The 22,062-nt window shown below is 72.1% G+C and carries 20 protein-coding genes; 7 read left to right on the top strand and 13 right to left on the bottom strand.

Going from position 1 to position 22,062, the window contains the following annotated elements:
- Positions 1-8: 8 nt before the first annotated feature.
- Positions 9-686, top strand: a complete 678-nt coding sequence (locus tag FHX82_RS17160; RefSeq protein WP_145933013.1) for a DUF4241 domain-containing protein — start codon at positions 9-11, stop codon at positions 684-686.
- Here FHX82_RS17160 and FHX82_RS17165 read toward each other — a convergent pair.
- From FHX82_RS17165 to FHX82_RS17195, 8 genes are all read right to left on the bottom strand, one after another.
- The gene (locus tag FHX82_RS17165; RefSeq protein ID WP_145933012.1) at positions 625-882 is read right to left on the bottom strand and encodes a formate dehydrogenase subunit delta; all 258 of its coding nucleotides are present in this window, start codon (positions 880-882) and stop codon (positions 625-627) included. The genes FHX82_RS17160 and FHX82_RS17165 overlap by 62 nt on opposite strands.
- Complete coding sequence (gene fdhF / locus FHX82_RS17170; RefSeq protein WP_145933011.1) at positions 882-3,692, bottom strand: formate dehydrogenase subunit alpha; 2,811 nt, start codon at positions 3,690-3,692, stop codon at positions 882-884. The genes FHX82_RS17165 and fdhF overlap by 1 nt, the downstream gene beginning before the upstream one ends.
- Complete coding sequence (locus FHX82_RS17175; RefSeq protein WP_145933010.1) at positions 3,689-5,170, bottom strand: formate dehydrogenase beta subunit; 1,482 nt, start codon at positions 5,168-5,170, stop codon at positions 3,689-3,691. The genes fdhF and FHX82_RS17175 overlap by 4 nt, the downstream gene beginning before the upstream one ends.
- Positions 5,167-5,631, bottom strand: a complete 465-nt coding sequence (locus FHX82_RS17180; RefSeq protein WP_145933009.1) for a formate dehydrogenase subunit gamma — start codon at positions 5,629-5,631, stop codon at positions 5,167-5,169. The genes FHX82_RS17175 and FHX82_RS17180 overlap by 4 nt, the downstream gene beginning before the upstream one ends.
- Before the next feature lie 143 nt (positions 5,632-5,774).
- Complete coding sequence (locus tag FHX82_RS36560) at positions 5,775-6,122, bottom strand: hypothetical protein (protein WP_221216135.1); 348 nt, start codon at positions 6,120-6,122, stop codon at positions 5,775-5,777.
- Positions 6,080-6,886 (bottom strand): hypothetical protein, encoded by an 807-nt coding sequence (locus FHX82_RS17185; RefSeq protein ID WP_221216136.1) that lies wholly within the window; start codon positions 6,884-6,886, stop codon positions 6,080-6,082. The genes FHX82_RS36560 and FHX82_RS17185 overlap by 43 nt, the downstream gene beginning before the upstream one ends.
- 92 nt (positions 6,887-6,978) lie before the next feature.
- A complete protein-coding gene (locus tag FHX82_RS17190; RefSeq protein ID WP_145933008.1) occupies positions 6,979-7,758 on the bottom strand; it encodes an NAD-dependent epimerase/dehydratase family protein in 780 nt (259 codons plus the stop codon).
- 19 nt (positions 7,759-7,777) lie between these two features.
- Positions 7,778-8,566 carry an IclR family transcriptional regulator gene (locus tag FHX82_RS17195; protein WP_145933007.1) on the bottom strand — a complete coding sequence of 263 codons (789 nt, stop codon included), beginning with the start codon at positions 8,564-8,566 and terminating at the stop codon, positions 7,778-7,780.
- Between the two features lie 97 nt (positions 8,567-8,663).
- Here FHX82_RS17195 and FHX82_RS17200 point away from each other — a divergent pair, with 97 nt between their 5' ends.
- The 5 genes from FHX82_RS17200 to FHX82_RS17220 all read left to right on the top strand — a co-directional run bounded on the left by FHX82_RS17200 (position 8,664) and on the right by FHX82_RS17220 (position 15,858).
- Positions 8,664-9,737, top strand: a complete 1,074-nt coding sequence (locus tag FHX82_RS17200; protein ID WP_145933006.1) for a hypothetical protein — start codon at positions 8,664-8,666, stop codon at positions 9,735-9,737.
- 202 nt (positions 9,738-9,939) lie between these two features.
- Positions 9,940-11,376, top strand: coding sequence for an aldehyde dehydrogenase (NADP(+)) (locus FHX82_RS17205; protein WP_145933005.1), 1,437 nt, complete (start codon positions 9,940-9,942; stop codon positions 11,374-11,376).
- Positions 11,377-11,429: 53 nt separating this feature from the next.
- Positions 11,430-12,029: a sulfite oxidase-like oxidoreductase gene (locus FHX82_RS17210; RefSeq protein WP_145933004.1), complete on the top strand. Its 600-nt coding sequence runs from the start codon at positions 11,430-11,432 to the stop codon at positions 12,027-12,029.
- Positions 11,999-12,742 carry a ferredoxin reductase gene (locus FHX82_RS17215; RefSeq protein WP_145933003.1) on the top strand — a complete coding sequence of 248 codons (744 nt, stop codon included), beginning with the start codon at positions 11,999-12,001 and terminating at the stop codon, positions 12,740-12,742. The genes FHX82_RS17210 and FHX82_RS17215 overlap by 31 nt, the downstream gene beginning before the upstream one ends.
- Positions 12,743-12,771: 29 nt before the next feature.
- The gene (locus FHX82_RS17220) at positions 12,772-15,858 is read left to right on the top strand and encodes an ATP-binding protein (RefSeq protein ID WP_145933002.1); all 3,087 of its coding nucleotides are present in this window, start codon (positions 12,772-12,774) and stop codon (positions 15,856-15,858) included.
- Position 15,859: 1 nt separating this feature from the next.
- On the opposite strand, the gene FHX82_RS17225 is transcribed toward FHX82_RS17220, so the two are convergent.
- Positions 15,860-16,633, bottom strand: coding sequence for an ABC transporter permease (locus FHX82_RS17225; protein ID WP_229881097.1), 774 nt, complete (start codon positions 16,631-16,633; stop codon positions 15,860-15,862).
- An 85-nt stretch (positions 16,634-16,718) separates the two neighbouring features.
- The gene (locus tag FHX82_RS17230; protein ID WP_145933000.1) at positions 16,719-17,681 is read right to left on the bottom strand and encodes an ATP-binding cassette domain-containing protein; all 963 of its coding nucleotides are present in this window, start codon (positions 17,679-17,681) and stop codon (positions 16,719-16,721) included.
- A gap of 86 nt (positions 17,682-17,767) precedes the next feature.
- Here FHX82_RS17230 and FHX82_RS17235 point away from each other — a divergent pair, with 86 nt between their 5' ends.
- On the top strand, positions 17,768-18,343 hold the full coding sequence (locus FHX82_RS17235) for a TetR/AcrR family transcriptional regulator (protein ID WP_145932999.1): 576 nt from the start codon (positions 17,768-17,770) through the stop codon (positions 18,341-18,343).
- Here FHX82_RS17235 and FHX82_RS17240 read toward each other — a convergent pair.
- From FHX82_RS17240 to FHX82_RS17250, 3 genes are all read right to left on the bottom strand, one after another.
- A complete protein-coding gene (locus tag FHX82_RS17240; RefSeq protein WP_145932998.1) occupies positions 18,320-20,059 on the bottom strand; it encodes a pyruvate dehydrogenase in 1,740 nt (579 codons plus the stop codon). The two genes, FHX82_RS17235 and FHX82_RS17240, sit on opposite strands and share 24 nt — an antisense overlap.
- A gap of 65 nt (positions 20,060-20,124) precedes the next feature.
- Positions 20,125-21,216 carry a CaiB/BaiF CoA transferase family protein gene (locus tag FHX82_RS17245; RefSeq protein ID WP_145932997.1) on the bottom strand — a complete coding sequence of 364 codons (1,092 nt, stop codon included), beginning with the start codon at positions 21,214-21,216 and terminating at the stop codon, positions 20,125-20,127.
- The gene (locus FHX82_RS17250) at positions 21,216-22,058 is read right to left on the bottom strand and encodes an acyl-CoA thioesterase (protein ID WP_145932996.1); all 843 of its coding nucleotides are present in this window, start codon (positions 22,056-22,058) and stop codon (positions 21,216-21,218) included. Before FHX82_RS17250 ends, FHX82_RS17245 begins: the two co-directional genes overlap by 1 nt.
- Between the last annotated feature and the right edge of the window lie 4 nt (positions 22,059-22,062).

Raw genomic sequence — 22,062 nt, forward strand, 5'->3', positions numbered from 1 at the left:
GAGTGTTCATGCCTCTGCCCGTGCCCGACTTCAACCAGGTCTTCGCCCCCGGAGCGCGTCACGAGGGTCGCGGCGGGGACGTCGCGACCGTCCGCCTGCGCCGGGAGACCTCGCTGTGGCTGCCGTCCGGGCGGGTGGTCGCCTGCGAACCGTTCGGGTTCGACCCCGGCGACACCGGTTTCACCCAGCAGGTGCCGCCGGGCGAGTACCCGGTGGAGCTGGTGATCGCCGACTTCCACGGCGCGCAGCGCGACTACGACGTGGTCGCGGCCATCAAGCTGGTGATCCGGGACGAGCCCGCCGTCCACTGGGAGATGGCGGTGTCCGGCGACCAGGACGTCTCCGAGCTGGGTGACGACGAGTTCTTCGGCTACCCCGTCGACGGCGGTACCGGGGGCTTCGTGGACGCGGCGAGCATCGCGACCTTCGGCGAGGACTACATCGACCGCATCATGATGTCGCTGGACACCAGGGAAGAGGACTACACCGCGCCCTGCACGGTGACCGACGAGGAGGGCCGCGTGGTCGTGGTGTCGTGCTCCTCCGGCGACGGGGACGGGTACTACCCGACCTGGGTCGGCCGCACCGCCGACGGCGAAATCGCCTGCTTCCTCACCGACTTCTTCATCCTGACCGACGACGAGGACGAGGAGGAACCGTCTCCGGCCGAGCCGGCTCAGGTCTGAGCAGCGCCACGGCCGCGAGCGCGAGCGGGTCCAGCTCGTCCGGCGCCGCGGCGGCCTGCGCGAGCAGGTCCGCGCGCATCCGCGGATCCCAGAACTGCCGGATGTGCGCCGCGATCGCCGCCGCGGCGCGCTCCGGCCGCTGGTGTCCGAACTGGACCGCGATCTCGTTCGCGAGCCGCACCTGGGGCGAGTCCATCAGTCCACCGGCACCGGAACCGCCCCGGCCGTCGCGGCCGACGGCACGTGCGGGGTCTTCAGTCCTATTTGGACTGCGGTGACCTTGTACTCCGGGCAGTTCGTGGCCCAGTCGGAGTTCTCCGTGGTCACCACGTTCGCGCCCGTGACGGGGTGGTGGAACGTGGTGTAGACGACGCCCACCGGCATCCGGTCGGACAGCAGCGCGTGCAGCGACGTCTCACCCACGCGGCTGGACAGCGTCACCTCGTCGCCGTCGCGGATGCCCCGGACCTCCGCGTCGTGCGGGTGGATCTCCAGCACGTCCTCGGGATGCCACGCGACGTTCGCCGTGCGGCGGGTCTGCGCGCCGACGTTGTACTGCGACAGGATCCGGCCGGTGGTCAGGATCAGCGGGAACTTCCGTGTGCTGCGCTCGCTCGTCGGCACGAACGGCGTCGGCACGAACCGGCCCTTGCCGCGCACGAACCCGTCCACGTGCATGATCGGCGTGCCCTCGGGCGCCTTGTCGTTGCACGGCCACTGCACGCTGCCGAGCCGGTCGAGCTTCTCGAACGACACCCCGGCGAAGGTCGGCGTGACCGCGGCGATCTCCGCCATGATCTCCCGCGGGTGCCCGTACGCCATCGGATAGCCCATCGCGTCCGCGATCTCGCAGACGATCTCCCACTCGTGCTTGCCGGACTTCGGCTTCATCACCGGGCGCACCCGGTTGATGCGGCGCTCGGCGTTGGTGAACGTGCCGTCCTTCTCCAGGAACGACGTGCCCGGCAGGAACACGTGCGCGAACTTCGCGGTCTCGTTGAGGAACAGGTCCTGCACCACCACCAGGTCCATCGCCCGCAGCGCCGCGGTGACGTGCCGGGTGTTCGGATCGGACTGCGCGATGTCCTCGCCCTGCACGAACAACGCGCGGAACGAGCCGTCGATGGCCGCGTCGAACATGTTCGGGATGCGCAGCCCCGGCTCGGCCAGCAGCTCGCGCCCCCACAGGTCCTCGAACACCGTGCGCACGGCGTCGTCGGAGATGTGCCGGTAGCCGGACAGCTCGTGCGGGAACGAGCCCATGTCGCACGAGCCCTGCACGTTGTTCTGCCCGCGCAACGGGTTCACGCCGACGCCCTCGCGGCCGATGTTGCCCGTGGCCATCGCGAGGTTCGCCATGCCCATGACCATCGTTGAACCCTGGCTGTGCTCGGTGACGCCGAGACCGTAGTAGATCGCCGCGTTGCCCGCGGTGGCGTAGAGCCTTGCGGCTGCCCGGAGTTCCTGCGCGGGCACTCCGGTGATCCCCTCGGTCGCCTCGGGGCTGTTCTCCTGGCGGGCGATGAACTCGGCCCACTGGTCGAACTCCTCGCAGCGTTCGTCCACAAAGGACCTATCGACGAGGCCTTCGGTGACCGCCACGTGGGCGAGCGCGTTGACCAGTGCGACGTTCGTGCCGGGCGCCAGCTGCAGGTGGTGCGTGGCCTCGATGTGCGGGGTGCGCACGAGGTCGATGCGGCGCGGGTCGATGACGATCAGCTTCGCGCCCTCGCGCAGCCGCCGCTTCATCCGTGACGCGAACACCGGGTGCCCGTCGGTCGGGTTCGCGCCGATCACCACGAGCACGTCGGCCTTCGCGACGGAGCGGAAGTCCTGCGTGCCCGCGGAGGTGCCGAACGTCTGCTTGAGGCCGTAGCCGGTGGGGGAGTGGCAGACGCGGGCGCACGTGTCGACGTTGTTGTTGCCGAACGCCGCGCGCACCATCTTCTGCACCACGTAGACCTCTTCGTTGGTGCAGCGGGACGACGTGATGCCACCGATCGCGCCGACGCCGTGGCGGGCCTGGATTTCCCGCATCCGGCCGGCGACGTGGGCGATCGCGGTGTCCCAGCCCACCACGCGCCATTCGTCGTCGATCGACTCGCGGAGCATGGGCTGTAGCTGCCGGTCGGGGTGGGTGGCGTAGCCGAACGCGAACCGGCCCTTCACGCACGAGTGCCCCTCGTTCGCGCCGCCGTCCTTGTAGGGCACCATGCGCACCAGCTCGTCGCCGCGCAGCTCGGCCTTGAAGGAGCAGCCGACGCCGCAGTACGCGCAGGTGGTGAGCACCGTACGGCCGGGCATCCCGAGGTCCACAACGGACTTTTCTTCGAGAGTCGCCGTCGGGCACGCCTGGACGCACGCCCCGCACGACACGCATTCGGAGTCCAGGAACAGCTCCCCGGCGCTGGCGGCCACTTTGGACCCGAACCCGCGACCCTCGATGGTCAGCGCCAGCGTGCCCTGGATCTCGTCGCACGCGCGGACGCAGCGGGAGCACGCGATGCACTTCGACGGATCGAAGTCGAAGTACGGGTTGCTCGTGTCCTTCTCCTGCCCGAGGTGGTTCGCGCCCTCGTAGCCGTAGCGGACCTGCCGGAGCCCGACCGCGCCGGACATGTCCTGCAGCTCGCAGTCGCCGTTCGCCGCACACGTCAGGCAGTCCAGCGGGTGGTCGGAGATGTACAGCTCCATCACGCCCTGGCGCAGCTTCTCCAGCCGCGGCGTCTGCGTGCGCACCCGCATGCCCTCGGCGACGGGCGTGGTGCACGACGCGGGCGTGCCCTTGCGGCCGTCGATCTCCACCAGGCACAGGCGGCACGACCCGAACGCCTCCAGGCTGTCGGTCGCGCACAGCTTGGGGATCTCGATGCCGCTCAGCGCGGCGGCACGCAGGACCGACGTGCCTTCGGGCACGGTGACGGGCAGGCCGTCGACCTCGACGGCGACGGTGGCCGGGCCCGCCTTCGCCGGGGTGCCGAAGTCCGGTTCCTTGAGCAGGCTCATGCGAAGTCCTCCGGGAAGTGCAGCAGCGCGCTGCGCACGGGGTTGGGGGTGAGGCCGCCCATCGCGCACAGGGAGCCGTCGGTCATGAGTTCACACAGGTCGTTCAGCAGCGCGAGGTTGCCGTCGACGTCCTGCCCGGCGACGATCCGGTCGATCACCTCGACCCCGCGCACCGAGCCGACGCGGCACGGCGTGCACTTGCCGCACGACTCCTCGGCGCAGAATTCCATCGCGAAACGGGCCATCTTCGCCATGTCCACGGTGTCGTCGAACACCACGATGCCGCCGTGCCCGAGCATCGCGCCCGCGGCCGCGAACGCCTCGTAGTCCATGGGCAGATCCAGTCGCGTGGCGGGCAGGTAGGCGCCGAGCGGGCCGCCGACCTGCACCGCGCGCACGGGACGGCCGGAACGGGTGCCACCTCCGTAGTCCTGCACCAGCTCGCCGAGCGTGATGCCGAAGGCGGTTTCGAAGATCCCGCCGCGCGCGATGTTGCCGGCCAGCTGGAAGACCTGGGTGCCCCGGGAACGGCCCGTGCCGAGGTCGCGGTAGCTCGTGGCGCCGTCCGCGAGGATGGCGGGGACGGACGCCAGGGTGAGCACGTTGTTCACGACGGTCGGCTTGCCGAACAGGCCGGTGATCGCGGGAATGGGCGGTTTCGCGCGGACCATGCCGCGTTTGCCCTCCAGGCTTTCCAGCATCGACGTCTCTTCGCCGCAGATGTACGCGCCCGCTCCGACGCGGACGAAGAGGTCGAAGCTCAGGCCGGTGCCCAGGATGTTCTTCCCCAGCCAGCCCGCTTTCCTGGCTTCGCCGATGGCCTGCGTCATCGTGCGGACGGCGTCGGGATATTCGGAGCGGACGTAGAGGTAGCCCTCGGCGGCGCCGACCGCGTACGCGGCGATCGTCATGCCCTCGATGAGCGTGAAGGGGTCGCCCTCCATGAGCATCCGGTCGGCGAACGTGCCGCTGTCGCCCTCGTCGGCGTTGCAGCAGACGAACTTCTGGGCGTCCGGGGTCTCGGCGACCGTTTTCCACTTGATTCCGGCGGGAAAGCCCGCACCACCGCGGCCGCGCAGGCCGGATTCGGTGACTTCCTCGATGGTGTGCGCGGGTGGTTGAGAAAGCGCTTTCCGCAACCCCGCGAGCCCGCCGTGTGTCTCGTAGTCCGTTGTGGACAGTGGGTCGACGACGCCGACCCGCTTGAAGCACAGCCGGGTCTGGGCGCGCAGCCACGGCAGGTCCTCGACGAGTCCCTGGCAGAGTTCCTCGTTCCGGAGGATTTCCGGGGCCGCGTCGGGGGTGACGGGCCCGTAGCCGACGCGGCCTTCCGGTGTCTCCACTTCGACGAACGGTTCGAGCCACAACATGCCGCGGGAACCGGTGCGCACCACGGTGGCGTGGGGTTCGAGCGCCGCGGCGACGGCGTCCGCGCCGACGGAGCGGGCGGCCGAGTCACCGGGGACGTAGACCTTCATCGGGCCGCCGTTTCCGTCGCGAGGACCGTGTCGAGCCGGGCGGGGTCGAGGTGCCCGTAGAGGCGGCCGTTGACCTGCGCGGCGGGGCCGAGGGCGCAGTTGCCGAGGCAGAAGACCTGCTGGAGGGTGACCTCGCCGTCGGCGGTGGTCTGGCCGAGCTTGATGCCGAGGACCTGTTCGGCGTGGGCGACGAGCCGCTCGGCGCCCACGGACTGGCACGCCTCGGCGCGGCACAGGCGGACGGTGGTGCGCCCGGCGGGCTCGGCGCGGAAGTCGGCGTAGAACGAGACGACCCCGTGCACCTCCGCGCGGGAGAGGTTCAGCTCGGCGGCCAGGAGGGGGACGATCTCCTGGTCCACGCAGCTGAACTCGGCCTGGACGGCGTGCAGGACCGGCAGGAGCGCGCCCCGTTCCGCCCGGTGCGCGGCCACGATCGCCCGCACTCGCTCCGCTGCGTCCATCGCGTCGCCTCCATACTGTATGCAGCAACGGTACGACGAGAGCCGCGGGAAGGGAAGCCCCTTCGCCGGGCCGCGTCCGTGGAGTGTCTTGCGGGTCCCGGCGGCGATCGGCGGGTTTTCGTCGAGCGGAAGGGGAATCGCCGTCAGTGGAAGTACGCGTAGTCCTCCACCCAGTGGAAGCCCCGGCTGCGCAGGGGAAAGCTGTTCGGATCCACGCGGTCGAGGGTGATGGCGACCGGGTGGTCCCGCAGTTGGCCGGACAACAGCAGCCGGTCCGGGGTGGGGCGCTCGATGCGCAACTGCGCGAACGGCGGCCCGCTCGCGGCGAGCGTCAGCTCTCCCTGGGAGACGCGGGCACGCACGGGCACGAGATCCCCGTTCATCCGCTGGTAGGTCGCCGCCGTCCCGTCGTCGAAAACGAGCCGCTGCCAACGGTTTTCGTCGGTGGTCAGCGGCTGCACCGGTTGCCCGTCGAGGGTGAAGTCACGCACGTCCCAGATCCCGTACAGCTCGGATCCGCGGCTGTCGAGCTGCAGCTGCCAGCTCTCCCACCGGCCGGAAGCGACGCCCAGCACGACCCAGACGCAGACGGCCACCGGGAGCCAGCGTGCGAGGGGCACAGCAGCAGGTGCGCGGAAAGCAGCTTCTCCGGCACGTCGAACGTCAGGTTCAGCAGGACGACCTGAGCCATGCTCGCCACGCTCAACGCAGCCCCCAGCACGAGGGTGCGGGGCACGAACAGGAGCAGTCCCGCCACGGCTTCCACCGCGCCGAGCGCGATCTCGTACGGGTACGAGCTGCTGACCTGCATCTGCGTGGGCAGCACCTTGGCGAACCCGTACAACAACAGCTGCCCGCCCAGGCACACCCGCAGGAACAGCACGAACCACGCGTGCAGCCGGGGATGGGAGGCACGGCGGTCGAACGCCGTCCACACCGCGGCGACCACCACCGCCACCACCAGGAGGCAGCACACCAGCACCCAGATGGCGGTCTGGTCGCCGGCGCTGGAATCCCGGTGCACCACCGCGTCGACGCCGAAGAACGTCCTGCCCACCCAGCCGGTGACGGGATCCGTGAGTGACCTGAGCCCCGCCACGACGTCCCTGCGTGCCCACTGCGCCAGCGGGCCCAGTAGCGGTATCGGGACCGGTGCGACGAGCAGGCAGAACAGGACGGAATAGCCGGCGCAGAACCGGAATGCGACCCGCGTCGCCGAATTCCAGCCTCTTTTCCCGGAAACGTCAACGGCCACGAACGCCCCCAGAAGCGTGCGGTCACGATGGCAGCCGTTGCGACGCTAGTGACGCCTTTTCCGCTCCGTCAACGATTCGCCGTTGGACGCCCTTAGTTCGGCACTCCCAGTGGGGCCGTGGTGAACGGGCCGCCCACGTAGCGCGCCGCGTCGCCCGTCGGGGCCGGGTCGGTCAGTTCCGCGGCGAACTTCTCCGCGTCGTCCAGTGAGCGGTAGCCCAGGGCCTCCGCTTCGGCGAGGGAATAGATGCGCCGCGTGTTGTTCGAAACTCCCCAGATGACCCGGTAGCCTGGCGACGGGAACGTCAGGCACGCCTCGAACAACCGGCCCGCATCGTCCGGCGACAGCCACGTCGTCAGGCCCCGCACGCCCGGCGGCCGCTCGAAGCACGAACCGATCCGCACGCAGATCACGTCCATGCCGAACCGCGAGTGGTACAGACTGCCCAGCGCCTCGATCGCCGCCTTGCTGACGCCGTAGAACGTGTCCGGCCGCGTCGTCGACTCCGCCGGCAGCGCCTCCGTCACCTGCCGGAAGCCGACCGCGTGGTTGCTCGACGCCAGGATCACCCGCGGCACCCCGGCCTGCTGCGCCGCCTCCAGCACCACCTGCGAGCCGTTGATGTTGACGTCCAGCGTCTCGGCCCACGAGTTCTCGCGGCTGTGCCCGCCCAGGTGGATCACCGCGTCCACGTCCCGGCAGGCCGAAGCCATCAGCTCCCGGTCGGTCACCGAACCGGTCAGCACCTCGTCCCCGCCGTCCGGCTCCGGCGGCGTCACGTCGAGCAGCCGCAGCTCACGGCCGTCCCGCCGCAGCCGGGGGCGCAGGATGGTGGCGACGCCGCCCGCGGCGCCGGTGATCAGTACGCGCATCCTCTTCCTTCCCAGGGATCTAACGGATTCCGGCCCGGCGCAGCTGCTGCCCGAGCTCCGCCGCGGCCTCCGCGAGCAGCTCGCCCACCTGCCGCGCCTCCTCGTCGCTGACCTGCCCGACCGGGAGCGAACAGCTCATCGCGTCCGTGCCCGGAATGCGGTACGGCACCACCGCCGCGACGCACCGCACGCCCGGCGTGCCCTCCTCGACCTCCCACGCGAACCCGCGCCGCCGCGTCGCCTCGCACTCGGCGAACAGCGCGTCGAGCGACGTGATCGTCCGCGGCGTCAAGCCCGGCAGCTCCCCGGGGAACAGCGCCGCGATCTCGTCCTGCGTCAGCTCCGACAGCAGCGCCTTGCCCAGCGCCGTCGCGTGCGCGGGCAGTGTCCGGCCCACGCGGGACACGAGGTGCGTGGAATGCCGCGACTCCCGCGTTTCGAGGTACACGACCTCGGTGCCGTTGCGCCGCGCGTAGTGCGCCGTGAACCCCGTGCGCTCGCGGATCGACTCCAGCGCCTGCGTCGCGAAGGGGATCGCCGGGTCGCGGTCGAGGTATGCCGTGCCGCAGATCAGCGCGCGCACGCCGAGCCGGTAGCGGGCCGTGCCGGGATCGGCCTCCAGCCAGCCGGCCTCGTACAGCGTGCGCAGCAACCCGTGCAGGCTGGAGCGGGGGAACCCGGTGCGGGCGTGCAGGTCCGACAGCGACAGCCAGGCGTCCTGCTCGGCGAAGGTCTCCAGGAGCTCGACCGTGCGCCGCGCGGACTTCACGCCCGCGGGCTCCGCCCCCGCCGCTGCCGGTTCCGCCATGGATCCCCCTCCGTTGACTTGTGACTCCGCTCATACTAGCGTTTCCGGACGGCGTTCGCATCAGCGAAATCGTTCATGAATGTGAATTGGAGGCAGGATGCGCGTCGTCGCGTACGCGTACCCGTGGGACGTCGCCACTCCCGGCTTCGTCGACCGCGTGCGGGAGCTGGGTGTGGACGAGGTGGCCGTCGCCGTCTCCTACCACTCCGCCCGCGCGGCGACGCCGTGGTCTCACACGGGTACCGCCGTGTACGCGCGCCATGCCGCCTTCTACCGTCCGGTGCGCGAAGGCGTGTGGGGGAAGCTCACGCCGGGCGTGCCGGACTGGACCGCTTCGCCGGACAGTGCGGGCGAAGCGGTCTCAGTGCTCAACGACGCCGGGATTCCGGCGGCCGCGTGGCTCGTGCTGACCCACAACTCCCTGCTGGGGCAACGCTTTCCCGAGCTGACCGTGCGGAACTGCTTCGGCGAGCGCTATCCGTGGGCGCTGTGTCCGTCGCACGAGGAGGTCCGCGCGTACGCGGCGACGCTCGTCGAGGAGGCGCTGGCCGGGCTCGACGTGTCCTCGGTGATCCTCGAAGCGTGCGGCCAGCTCGGCGCCGTGCACCAGTGCAGTCACGAGAAGACCGGCGCCGTGTGGTCGCCCGCGGTGGCGCGGCTGCTGTCGGTCTGCTGCTGCGACGCCTGTGGGCTTGCCGACAGCTTCCGCGACGACGTCCTCCGGCTGCTGGCCACCGGTGACCTCACGACCGCCGACGACCCGGCACTGCGCGCGGAACTGCTGGAGCCGCGGCAGAAGGCGACCGACCTGTTGCGCCATGCGGTTCTGGCGAAGATCTCCGCCCCCGTCACGCTGCACGCCGACCTCGATCCGTGGGCAACCGGCGCCCTTCCCGGGCTGACGCCGGGCGCCGCCGAAGAGGTCGCCACCGTGGTGCTGCCGTGCTGGCAGCCGGGCGAGGGCCTCGTCGCGGAAGCCCGGACTCGACTACCGTCGAAGGTGGGAATCGGCGCGTACGTCACCGCGTTGGGACCGGCGCCGGACCTGCGCGCGTACGTGGCAAGGCTTCGCGACGCGGGCGCGGACCAGGTGCACCTGTACCACCTCGGGCTCGCCGGGCCCGCTCGGTGGGCCGAACTCCACGGCGCCGTGGCGTCGGCCAGGGCCTAGGTATGTTTGAGGAGTGGCCTGCTTTGCGGTGCGGGTGGCGGAACCTCAGCCGCCTTCTCGCTCCGGGATCTCTCACTCATGAATGCCAATTCACCACGTTCGAGCTGTCCTCGCGAGAAGGCGGCTGAGAACCCGCGGCGGTGCCGGTTGGCGGCCCACCGCAAGCGGCTCCGCCGCTTGAAAAGCTTGAAGGAAGGGAAGCATGGACACCGAGAACACCGAACTGGACCGCATCCTCGCCGCGGCGGCGCAGGCCGCGCCGGAGCTCGCGGAGTCGACCCCCGCGCAGCGGGCGGAGTGGCTGGCGGCGGTCGCCGACGCCCTCGCCGCGGCCGGTTCGGAGCTGGTTCCGCTCGCGGCACGCGAGACCCACCTGCCCGAGGCCCCGCGGCTCAAGGGCGAGCTGGCCCGCACCACGTTCCAGCTGCGCCTGTTCGGCGAGGTCCTGCGGGACGGCGCCTTCCTCGGCGCCACGGTGGACCACGCCGACCCCGACTGGCCGATGGGGCCGCGCCCCGACATCCGCCGCACGGTCGTGCCCATCGGGCCGACGCTCGTGTTCGCGGCCAGCAACTTCCCGTTCGCGTTCAGCGTCGCGGGTGGCGACACCGCGTCCGCGCTCGCGGCCGGCTGCCCCGTCGTTCTCAAGGCGCACCCCGGGCACCCCGAGCTGTCGGCGAAGACCGGTCGCATCGTGCGTGAGGCGCTGCTCGCCGCGGGTGCTCCGGACGGCGTCTTCGACGTGATCTTCGGCGTCGAGCCCGGCGTCACCGCGCTGAAGGACCCCCGCATCGCCGCCGCGTCCTTCACCGGCTCGGTGCCCGGCGGGCGTGCGTTGTTCGACATCGCCGTGTCGCGGCCCACGCCGATCCCGTTCTACGGCGAGCTGGGCAGCGTGAACCCGGTCGTCGTCACGCCGGGCGCGGTGCGCGAGCGCGGCGAGGAGGTCGCGAAGGGCTACGTCGGCTCGTTCACCCTCGGCGCCGGGCAGTTCTGCACCAAGCCCGGCCTGCTGTTCCTGCCCGAGGGCCACGGGCTGGACGCCACGCTGGCCGAGGCGGCCGGGGCCGTCGCGGCGCAGACCCTGCTGACCGACCGCATCGGCGAGGGCTACCAGTCCGGCGTGGCGCGGCTCAAGGAGCAGGCGGGCGTCACGGTGCTCGCCGCCGGTGACCCGCTCGCGCCGACGCTGCTGTCGGTCAAGGCCGCGGACTTCCTCAAGGCCGACGAGGTGCTGCGCAACGAGTGCTTCGGCCCGTCCTCGATCGTCGTCACCTACTCGGGGCAGGACGAGCTGCTCGGCGTGCTCGGCGAGCTGGAGCCGGGGCTGACCGCGACGCTGCAGGCGGAGGAGTCCGAGGCCGAGGACGTGCGCCCGCTGCTGCCCGCGCTGACGCGCCTGGCCGGCCGCCTGCTGTGGAACGACTGGCCCACCGGCGTCACGGTCAGCTGGGCCCAGCAGCACGGCGGCCCGTACCCGGCCACCACCGCGCCGACCACCACGTCGGTGGGCACGGCCGCGATCGAGCGGTTCCTGCGTCCCGTGGCGTGGCAGGGCTTCCCGGACGCGCTCCTGCCGCCGCCGCTGCAGGAGGCCAACCCCTGGCAGCTGCCCCGCCGCGTCGACGGCAAGCGCTGACGGATCGGTCACTCCGCGGAAGCCCGGGCCTTTCCCTCTGATTGACTGTCCTCATGGGAATCGTCACCCCGGGCTTCCGCGGCCGCCGCCGCGATCCCGACATCGAGCTGCCGCCGGGGCAGTACCTGACCGAGGACTTCCCGGTGCTCTCGATCGGCCCCACGCCGCGCGTGTCCACCGAGACGTGGGAGTTCACGATCACCGCCGAGGACGGCACGGTGCACCAGTGGACGTGGGAGGAGTTCCTCGCGCTGCCCAGCGAGACCCCGACGCTGGACATCCACTGCGTCACCAAGTGGTCGAAGCTGGGCACCACCTGGCGCGGCGTCTCGATCGACACGCTGCTGGAGGACGTGGACACCGCGGCCGACTACGTGGTGGCGCACTCCTACGACGGCTACACCACGAACCTGCCGCTGGAAGACCTGCTCGACGGCCGCGCGTGGGTCGCCTACGAGTTCGACGGCGACGGGCTGGAGCCCGAGCACGGCGGCCCCGCCCGGCTGCTGGTGCCGCACCTGTACTTCTGGAAGTCCGCGAAGTGGGTGCACAACCTGGAGCTGACCCTGTCCGATGAGCCCGGCTTCTGGGAGGCCGGTGGCTACCACAACTACGGGGACCCATGGCGCGAGCAGCGGTATCAGGGCGACTGACCTGGCGGGTCGCGCGGCTGGCGCAGGTGCGCGACGAGACGCCCTCGGCGCGCACGCTCGTGCTCGACGTGCCGGGCTGGCCGGGGCACCTGGCCGGGCAGCACGCCGACGTGCGGCTGACCGCCGAAGACGGCTACACCGCCCAGCGCAGCTACTCGCTCGCCGCGCCCGCCGACGGCGAGCGGATCGAACTGACCGTGCAGCGCGTGGGTGACGGCGAGGTGTCGCCGTTCCTGACGGAGGTCTTCTCCGTCGGCGACCCGGTGGAGGTGCGTGGTCCGATCGGCGGCTGGTTCGTGTGGCGGCCGGCCGATCCCGAGCCCGTGCTGCTGGTCGCGGGCGGTTCGGGCATCGTGCCGCTGATGGCGATGATCCGGGCGCGCCGGGCGGCCGGGGCGCCGACCCCGTTCCGGCTGCTGTACTCCGTGCGCTCGCCCCGCGAGGTCTTCTACGCCGACGAGCTGCGGGCGGCGGCGCTCAGCGGCGTCGAAGTGTCCTTTGTGTACACGCGCGAGGCGCCGGAGGGCTGGGCGGGTGAACCGCACCGGATCGGGATCGCGGACGTCAACAGCCACGGCTGGCCGGCGTCGTTCGAGCCCGCGTGCTTCGTCTGCGGCCCCACGGGCTTCGTGGAGACGGTGTCGGACGTGCTGCTCGCGCTGGGGCACGACCCGCGCCGGGTGAAGACGGAGCGGTTCGGACCCACGGGATAACGGCGATCTTGCGGTAGCGTCAGGGGGCGATGCCCCACAGACGAAACGGTCATCTCATTGGGCGGGAGCACCCGGCGGCGGTGCTGCGTGCGGAGTTCGACCGGGCCAGGGAGAGTCACGGCGGCCTCGTGCTGGTCACCGGTGAGGCCGGGATCGGCAAGACCGCGCTCGTGACGGAAGCCGCCGACGAAGCCCGCCGCCACGGTGTCCTCGTGCTCAGCGGTGCTTGCTGGGACTCCGCGAGCGCCCCCGGCTTCTGGCCGTGGGTGCAGGTCGTGCGCGCGCTGCGCCGCAGCGTGCCGCCGGGCGAGTGGGCCGCGGCCCAGCGCGCGGCGGGCGCCGAGCTGGCCGTGCTGCTCGGGGAGGCGCCGGGCAGCGCGCCGGTCGAGCCGTTCCGGCTGTTCGACGCGGTCACCACGGCGCTGGTCTCGGTGTCGCAGCTGCGCCCGGTCGCCGTGGTGCTCGACGACCTGCACGCCGCGGACCCGGCGTCGCTGAAGCTGTGCGAGTTCGCCGCGCGCCACACCTGGTTCGAGCGGCTGGTGCTGGTCGGCACCTACCGGGACGACGAGGTGGAGGCGGCCGAGCACCCGTTGCGGCCGTTGCTGACGTCGTTGCCCGCCAAGGCCCGCACGGTGAGCCTGACCGGGCTGAGCCCCGACGAGGTGGGCCACCTCATGACGCGCACCGCGGGACGCGAGCCCGGCGCCCGGCTGGCCGCGGCGGTCCACCGGCGCACCGGCGGCAACCCGTTCTTCGTCGAGCAGGCGGCCCGGCTGTGGGCGGGCGGCCGTTCGGTGACCGCGATCGCGCCGGGAGTCCGGGAGACCGTGCGCCGCCGGCTGTCCCTGCTGCCGGACGCGGTGGTGCGGCTGCTGGGTGACGCCGCGGTGCTGGGCCCGGAGTTCGACCGGCAGGTGCTCGCCGCCTCCGCCGGGCTCGCGCTGCCGCGCGTGGAACAGCTGCTGGACCAGGCCGTGGCCGCGCGGCTCGTCGTCGCCGCCGGAAACGGCCGCTTCGGCTTCGTGCACGACCTCGTCCGCGAGACGCTCTACGCGTCGCTGGACGACGCGGGGGAGCGGCACGCCGCGGTCGTGCGGGCGCTCGACCGCTCGCCCGAGCTGGCGGGCCGGGTGTTCCCCGCGGACCTCGCCCGCCACGGCCTTCTCGCCGGGAACCGGCTCGAACCCGGCCGCGCGGTCGACCTCCTGCTGGTGGCCGCGCGGGACGCGGCGCGGCGCATGGCCGCCGACGAGGCCATCGCCCACTACCGGCGCGCCCTCGACGGTACCGGCGAGCCGCACCGCCGGGTCGTGATCGCGTTGAAGCTCGGCGCCCAGCTGCACCACGCCGGGGACCGGGACGAGGCGTGGGAGGTCCTGCGCTCCGCCGCCACGTCCGCGCGGGAGCTCGGCGAGCCCGCGCTGCTCACCCGCGCCGCGCTGACGCTGCACCGCATCGGCGACGCGGGCGAGCAGGCGGAGCTCAAGCTCGGCCTGCTCACCGAGGCGCATCGCAGGCTGTTCGCCGCGGAGGGCGAGCGGCCGCCGGAGCAGCTGGTGCGCGAGCTGACCGGGCACCTGACCGTGCTCGCCCGGCGCGGCGGCGACGACGAGGTGCTGGGTTTCAGCCTGTGGACGCTGCACGATGCGATCTGGGGGCCGGGCACGGCGGCCGAGCGCCAGACGCTCGCCGAGGAGCTGGCCGTGATCGGGCGGCGCAGCGCGGATCCCGAGATGGAGCAGCACGCGGCGTCCCTGCGCTGGGCCGCGTTGCTGGAGCAGGGCGATCCGCGGTGTTTCGCGCAGTTGGACGAGTTCGTCGCGATGGCCGAGCGCGAGGGCGGGCCGCCGGCGCGGATCAGCGCGTACGTCGACCGGAGCATCACCGCCACGCTGACGGGTGAGTTCGAGCAGGCGGAGGTCTGCCACGACGAGGCGATGCGCCTGGTGCCCGCCGACGAACGCCATCGGTACGCCTTCGTCACGGAACACCTGTGGTGGGCGCGGACGTTGCTGCGGGGCCGCTTCGACGAGCTGGAGCGACTCTCCCAGGACTTCGACCACCCGTTTCCGCGGCTGATCGAGGCCGTCACGGCGGTGCAGCGGGGCGATCTCGGGGTGGCGGTGCGGTATCTGCGGGAGGCACCGGAGACGCTGCCGCGGATGATCGTGCCGTTGTGGCTGCGGTTCCAGGCCCAGCTCGCGGCCGCGGTGCGCGACCCGGCGCTGTGCGAACGCGCCAGGGCGGCGCTCGCACCGCTGGCGGGGCAGTGGCTCGTCTCGATCTTCGGCTGCGACATCAGCGGTCCGGTCTCGCTGTGGCTGGCCAAGCTCGACGCGGCGCAGGCGCGGTGGGACGACGCGGTCGAGGGGTTCACGGCGGCGTTGCGCGAGGCCGAGACGTTGCGCGCCCGGCCGTGGGCGGTGGAGGCGCGGACGGGGCTCGCCGCCGCGCTCCTCGGCCGCGGCGCACCGGGCGACCGGGCCGAGGCCCAGCGCCTGGCGAAGGAGGCCGCGCGGGAGGCGGCGGCGCTCGGGCTGCCGAAGTCAGGAGTGGACCTGTTCGCGGGCAACGAGTTCCGCTTCACCGGCGCGGTGTGGTCGCTGGGAATGGCCGGCCGCACGGTGCACCTGCCGGACGCGAAGGGGTTGCGGGACCTGCACTTCCTGCTCGGCAGGCCGGGCGTGGAGGTGCCCGCGGTGCAGCTGCTCGACCCGGCGGGCGGCGAGCTGGTGGTGGCGGCGCGGCGGTTCGGCGGCGACGAGGTCCTCGACGAGGAGGCCCGCGCCCGCTACCGCGACCGGCTCACAGTGCTGGACGAGCAGATCGACCGGGCGCTGGAACGCGGCGACGACGACAAGGCCGCCGCGTTCGACGCGGAACGCCAGGCGCTGCTGGACGAACTCCGCGTGGCGGCGGGCCTGGCGGGCCGCCCGCGCCGGCTGGGCGACGAAACGGAACGCGCGCGCAAGGCGGTGACCGCCCGGATCCGCGACGTGCTGCGGAAACTGGACGGCCACCACCCGGAGCTGGCGGCGCACCTGAGGGCCACCGTGTCGACCGGCACGAGCTGCTGCTACCGCCCAGGCCGCGAAACCGCCTGGCGGTTGTGAGTCACCGCCGGTTGTAGCGCCACATCGACAGCGTGCCGAAGACCGCCAGCAGCAGCACGGCCGACAGCAGTGTCCAGCCGATCTCCGGGCCGTTCCACACGCCCCGCATCAGGCCGCGCACGGCCGTCACCAGGTGCGCGATCGGGTCGAACCGCATGAACATCCGCAGCCACGCCGGCGGGTTCTTCGGCTCCACGAACACGTTGGACAGGAACGTGAACGGGAACAGCACGAGCACGCTCACGCTCATCACCGACTTCTGCGTGCGCAGCACCAGCCCCGCCAGCGTCCAGATCCACGAGAACGCGAACGCGAAGACCAGCACCAGCACCACCCCGGCGAGCACCCCCAGTACGCCGCCGGGCGGCCGGAACCCCAGCACCAGTCCCACGACGAGGATCACCGTGGACGCCAGCACGTAGCGCACCAGATCACCCAGCAGCGCGCCGACGAGCGCGGACGGCCGCCACACCGCCAGCGTGCGGATGCGGTCGAACAGGCCCTTCTCCACGTCGACGTTGATCCCGACGCCGGTGTTCGGGGTGATCATCACGACGCTCATCACGAGTACGCCGGGCAGCAGGAACTGCAGGTAGTCCGCGGGCGACGCGGCGAGCGTGCTGCCCAGCAGGTAGGTGAACATCAGGGTCATGATCACCGGGAAGATGGTGACGTCGATCAGCTGTTCCGGGCGGTGCTTGAGCTTCAGCAGCGCGCGGGTGGCGAAGACCAGCGACGCCGACCAGGCGCCGGGCCGCGGCAGGACCGTGCTCACGCGGCCTCCTCGACGGACGCGGCAAGCCGCGGCAGCGCCACAACGTCGGCCGGCGTGGTGCTGGATGGTTCGGTCGCAAGCTCCCTCACGCCAAGACCTCCTTCTTCGCGGTCAGCGCGAGGAAGACCTCGTCGAGGCTGGGCTGGCCGAGGGAGAAGTCGTCGACGGTGATCCCCGACCGCGTCAGCTCGGTCAGCGCGTGCGACGCCTGGACCGCGGGCGGGATGTCGGGGCGACCCAGCCGGGCGATCACGGTCACCGGATCGGCGTGCTTGCCCACCTTCGTGCCCAGCGCGAGCGCCAGCACGCGCTCGGCCTGCGGCCGCTGGGCGGCGTCGCGGAGCCGCAGGTGGACCGAACCGCGGCCGAGCGCGGACTTCAGCGAGCCCGGCGTGCCCTCGGCGATCACCCGGCCGCCGTCGATCACCGCGATGCGCGACGCGAGCTGGTCGGCCTCCTCCAGGTACTGCGTGGTGAGCAGGACGGTGGTGCCCTGCGCGACGATCATCCGCACCAGCTCCCACACCCTCGTGCGGCTGCGGGGATCCAGTCCCGTCGTGGGCTCGTCGAGGAACAGCACGTCGGGCGTCCGCAACATACTGGCCGCGATGTCGAGGCGGCGGCGCATCCCGCCGGAGTAGTCCTTGGCCTGCCGTCCGGCCGCCTGTTCGAGGTCGAACACCGCCAGCAGCTCGGCCGCCCGGCGGCGCGCCGCGGACCCGCGGTAGCCGAGCAGCCGGGCGAGCAGCACGAGGTTCTCGCGCCCGCTGAGGTCCTCGTCGATCGACGCGTACTGGCCGGTGAGGCTGATGCGGGCACGCACCGCGTCCGGCTCGCGCAGCACGTCGTGCCCGAACACGCGGGCCTCGCCGCCGTCCGGCCGGGTGAGCGTGGCCAGCATGCGGACGGTCGTCGTCTTGCCCGCCCCGTTCGGCCCCAGCACCCCGTACACCGTGCCGGCGGGCACGGCGAGGTCGACGCCGTCGACCGCCCGCTGCCCGCCGAACACCTTGACCAGTCCCGACGTTTCGATCGCCAGGTCGTTCATGGTTTCTTCGCCCCTTCCGAGTGGCTTCACCCGCAAGGCGCGAGAAGGGGTGCCAGATCCGATCTGGCGCCGGTTAGGCTGGTCCGATGCCCACCCTCCGTGACCGGATCCTCGACGCCGGCGTCGAGCTGATCTGCACCGCGGGCTGGGACCGCACCACCATGGCGCAGGTGGCCGACCGGGTCGGCGTGAGCAGGCAGATGGTCTACAAGGAGATCGGTGCCCGCGACAAGCTCGCCCGCGCGATCGTCGTCCGGCACGCCGAGGTGTTCCTCTCCGGAGTCGTCGAGCGGCTGCGCGAGCACGGTCCCGACCCGCTCGCCGGAATTCCCGCCGCCGTGGAGTACGTGCTGCGCGCGGCCGCGGACGACCCGCTGCTCAAGGCCGTGCTCGCCGCCGGGCACGGCGGGACGCAGGACCTGCTGCCGCTGCTGACGATCCAGCCCGAGCCGGTGCTCGGCCGTGCCCTCGCCACGCTGCAGGCCGAGTCCGCCGCGCTGTACCGCGGCCTCGGCCTCGCCGACCTGCCCACGCTGGTCGAGGTGGTGGTGCGGCTGACGCTGAGCCACCTCGTACAGCCCTCGGGCCCGGTCGAGCGGGCCGTCGGGCAGGCGGAGTGGCTCGTGCGCGCGGCGCTGTCAGGGCCGCGGGATGTTACGTAGGTTCGAGCGCGCCAGGTCGATCATGCGCCCGACCCCGCCGCTCAGCACCACCTTGCTCGCGGCGAGCATGAAGCCCTTGAGCTGACCGCCCGTGATGTGCGGCGGGATCGACAGCGCGTTCGGGTCGGTCACCACGTCGACGAGCACGGGACCCGGATGCGCCAACGCCTCAGCGAGGGCGTCGCGCACCTTCTCCGGCTCGGTCACGCGGATGGCGTGCAGCCCCGCGCCGCGGGCGATCGCGGCGTAGTCCACGGCGTCGTGGTCGGTCTCGTAGTCCGGCAGGCCGTCGACGAGCATCTCCAGCTTCACCATGCCGAGCGAGGAGTTGTTGAACACCAGGATCTTCACCGGCAGGTCGTGCAGCCGCACCGTCAGCAGCTCGCCCATGAGCATGCCGAGCCCGCCGTCGCCGGACATCGAGATCACCTGGCGGCCCGGCTCGGCCAGCTGCGCGCCGATCGCGTGCGGCAGCGCGTTGGCCATGCTGCCGTGCAGGAACGAGCCGATCACGCGGCGCCGCCCGTTCGGCGTGAGGTAGCGCGCGGCCCAGACGTTGCACATCCCGGTGTCCACAGTGAACACCGCGTCGTCGGCCGCCAGCTCGTCGAGGACGTCGGCGACGTACTCGGGGTGGATCGGCGTGTGGTGCTCGACGTTGCGGGTGTAGGCGTCGACGACGTTCTCCAGCGAGCGCGCGTGTTCGCGCAGCTTCTCGTCGAGGAAGGCGCGGCTCGACTTCTGCTCGACCTTCGGCAGCACCGCGCGCAGCGTTTCACGCAGGTCCCCGTGCACGGCGAGGTCCAGCGGCGTGCGGCGGCCCAGGTGCGTGGCGTCGTGGTCGATCTGGATGGTGTGCGCCTGCGGCAGGAACCCGTCGTACGGGAAGTCGGTGCCGAGCAGGAGCAGCAGGTCCGCCTCGTGCATGGCCTCGTAGCAGGCGCCGTAGCCGAGCAGCCCGCTCATGCCCACGTCGTACGGGTTGTCGAACTGGATCCATTCCTTGCCGCGCAACGAATGCCCGACGGGAGAATGGAGCTTGCCCGCCAGCTCCATGACTTCGGCGTGCGCGCCCCGCGTGCCCGCGCCGCAGAACAACGTGACCTTCTCGGCCCGGTTGAGCGCGTCCGCGAGCGCGTCGACCTGGCTGGGCGGCGGCGTCAAGGTGGCCCGTTCGGTGACGAACTGGCTCGTGCCCGTCGGCACCTCGGACTCCAGGTGCGCCACGTCGCCGGGCAGCACGATCACCGACACCTCGCCGCGGGTGATCGCGTGCTGGACCGCGATCCGCAGCACGCGCGGCATCTGGCCCGGCGTGGTGATCTGCTCGCAGTAACCGCTGCAGTCGACGAACAGCCGCTCCGGGTGAGTTTCCTGGAAGAACTGCGTGCCGACCTGCGTGGCCGGGATGTGCGAGGCCAGCGCGAGCACGGGCACGCCCGAGCGGTTCGCGTCGTAGAGGCCCTGCACCAGGTGCGTGTTGCCGGGGCCGCAGCTGCCCGCGCACACGGCGAGCCGCCCGGTCAGCTCCGCCTCGGCGGCCGCGGCGAACGCGCCCGCCTCCTCGTTGCGCACGTGCACCCATTCGATGCCCTCGGTGCGCCGGATCGCGTCCACGATGGGGTTGAGGCTGTCGCCCACCACGCCGTAGATCCGGGACACGCCAGCCTGGACGAGCACCTGCACGAACTGTTCGGCGACAGTGGGACGCGCCATGGGGGAACCCTCGCTCTCTTCGCTGGACTCCCCGATTCTGGTGCCGCGAAGGGGTTCGCGCAGGGTCAGGCGCCCCAGTCGGTGACGACCGTCTCGGTGTCCGCGCCCGGGATGGGCGGTGGTGCCGGTTTCGCCGCGGCTGTGCGGGAAAACCGCGGCGCGGGCGCGGCCTGGGGCACGCCGTCGACGGTGATCACCGACTCGCGGGCGGCCAGGTGCGGATGCCGCTGGACCTCATCGAAGGACAGCACCGGCGTCACGCACGCGTCGGTGCCCTCGAAGACCGCCATCCACTCGTCACGGGTCCGGCGCACGATGACCTCGGTGAAGCGGGCGCGCAGGATCCCCCAGTTCTCGCGGTCGTCCTGCGCGGGCAGGTCCTCGTCCGCCAGGCCGAGCCCACGCAGGAACTCGGCGTAGAACTGCGGCTCCAGCGCGCCCACGGCGAGGTACCGCCCGTCGGCGCAGGTGTAGGTGTCGTAGTAGGGCGCGCCGCCGTCGAGGAGGTTCACGCCCCTCGCGTCCGCCCAGCGGCCCGACGCGAGGAAGCCCCACGTCATCTGCAGCAGCACGCCCGTCCCGTCGATCATCGCCGCGTCCACGACCTGCCCGCGCCCGGACCGCTGCCGCTCCCACAGCGCGGCGAGCACCCCGGCGACGAGGAACAGCGAGCCGCCGCCGAAGTCGCCGACGAGGTTCAGCGGCGGCACCGGCCGTTCACCGGCGCGGCCGATCGCGTGCAGCGCGCCGGTGAGGGAGATGTAGTTGATGTCGTGCCCGGCGCGCGGCGCGAGCGGACCGTCCTGGCCCCAGCCGGTCATCCGGCCGTAGACCAGGCCCGGGTTGCGGTCGAGGCACTCGTCCGGCCCGACACCGAGGCGTTCGGCGACCCCCGGCCGGAACCCTTCGAGCAGCACGTCGGCCTTCGCCACGAGCCGCAGCACGAGGTCGCGGCCCTCGGCGGTCTTGAGGTCGGCGGCGACGGAGCGGCGGTTGCGCAGCAGCGCGTCGCCCGCCCCGCCGGTCGGGTCGGCCGACCGCGGCCGTTCGACACGCGCGACGTCCGCGCCGAGGTCGGCGAGCACCATCGCGGCGTGCGGGCCGGGGCCGATGCCCGCCAGCTCCACCACGCGCAGTCCCGCGAGCGGCCCCGCCATCACGAGTCCCTGCGGGCGTGGATGAGCCCCTCCTGCGCGGCGGACGCGATCAGCGTGCCCTCGCGGGAGAAGAACCGGCCTTCGGCGAGCCCCCGCAGGTCACCGACTGCCGGGCTGCTCTTGGCGTAGTAGATCCAGTCGTCGAAGCGGACCTCGTTGTGGAACCACAGCACGTGGTCGAGTGACGTGAGGCCCTTGATGTCGGTGCGCATGGTGGGGCGCAGGATCGACGAGACGAAGGTCAGGTCGCTGAAGTAGGTGAGCACCGCCGCGGCGCTCACCCTGTCGTCGACCTTGCCCGCCCGCGGCCGGAACCACAGGTCGTCGATGAAGCGCGCGTAGTCATCCCCTTCGCTGGTCGCCGGGCGCACGTCGAACACGTCGTACGGCTCCACCTGCCAGTTCGTCGGACGCCGCGGGTCGAACGGCGAGCACTCCTCCGGGTCCGGTGCCTGCGGCGCGCTCACCTGGTGGGTGGTGCCGGAGTGGTCCGTGGTGAACGAGCACTCCAGGCACAGGATCGGCTCGCCGTGCTGGATCGCGGTGACCCGGCGGCGGCGGAAGTTGCGGCCGTCCTGCAGCCGGTCGACGCGGAACACGACGCGCGCGCCCGTGTCGCCGGGCCGCAGGAAGTACGCGTGCAGCGAGTGCGGCGCGGTCTCGGGCGGCGCCGTCCGCTCCGCCGCCACCAGGGCCTGCGCGCACACCTCGCCGCCGAACAGCCGGCCGCCGGGCGCCCCGGTCGACCGGCTGCGGAAGATGTCGAGCTCGATCGGTTCGAGGTCGAGGACGTCGAGCAGCGGCGCGAGCCCCTCAGGGGCCGCGGGAACAGACTCTGCCATCAGC

This window comes from Amycolatopsis bartoniae, from assembly GCF_014191255.1.
Classification (GTDB): Bacteria; Actinomycetota; Actinomycetes; order Mycobacteriales; family Pseudonocardiaceae; genus Amycolatopsis_E; species Amycolatopsis_E bartoniae.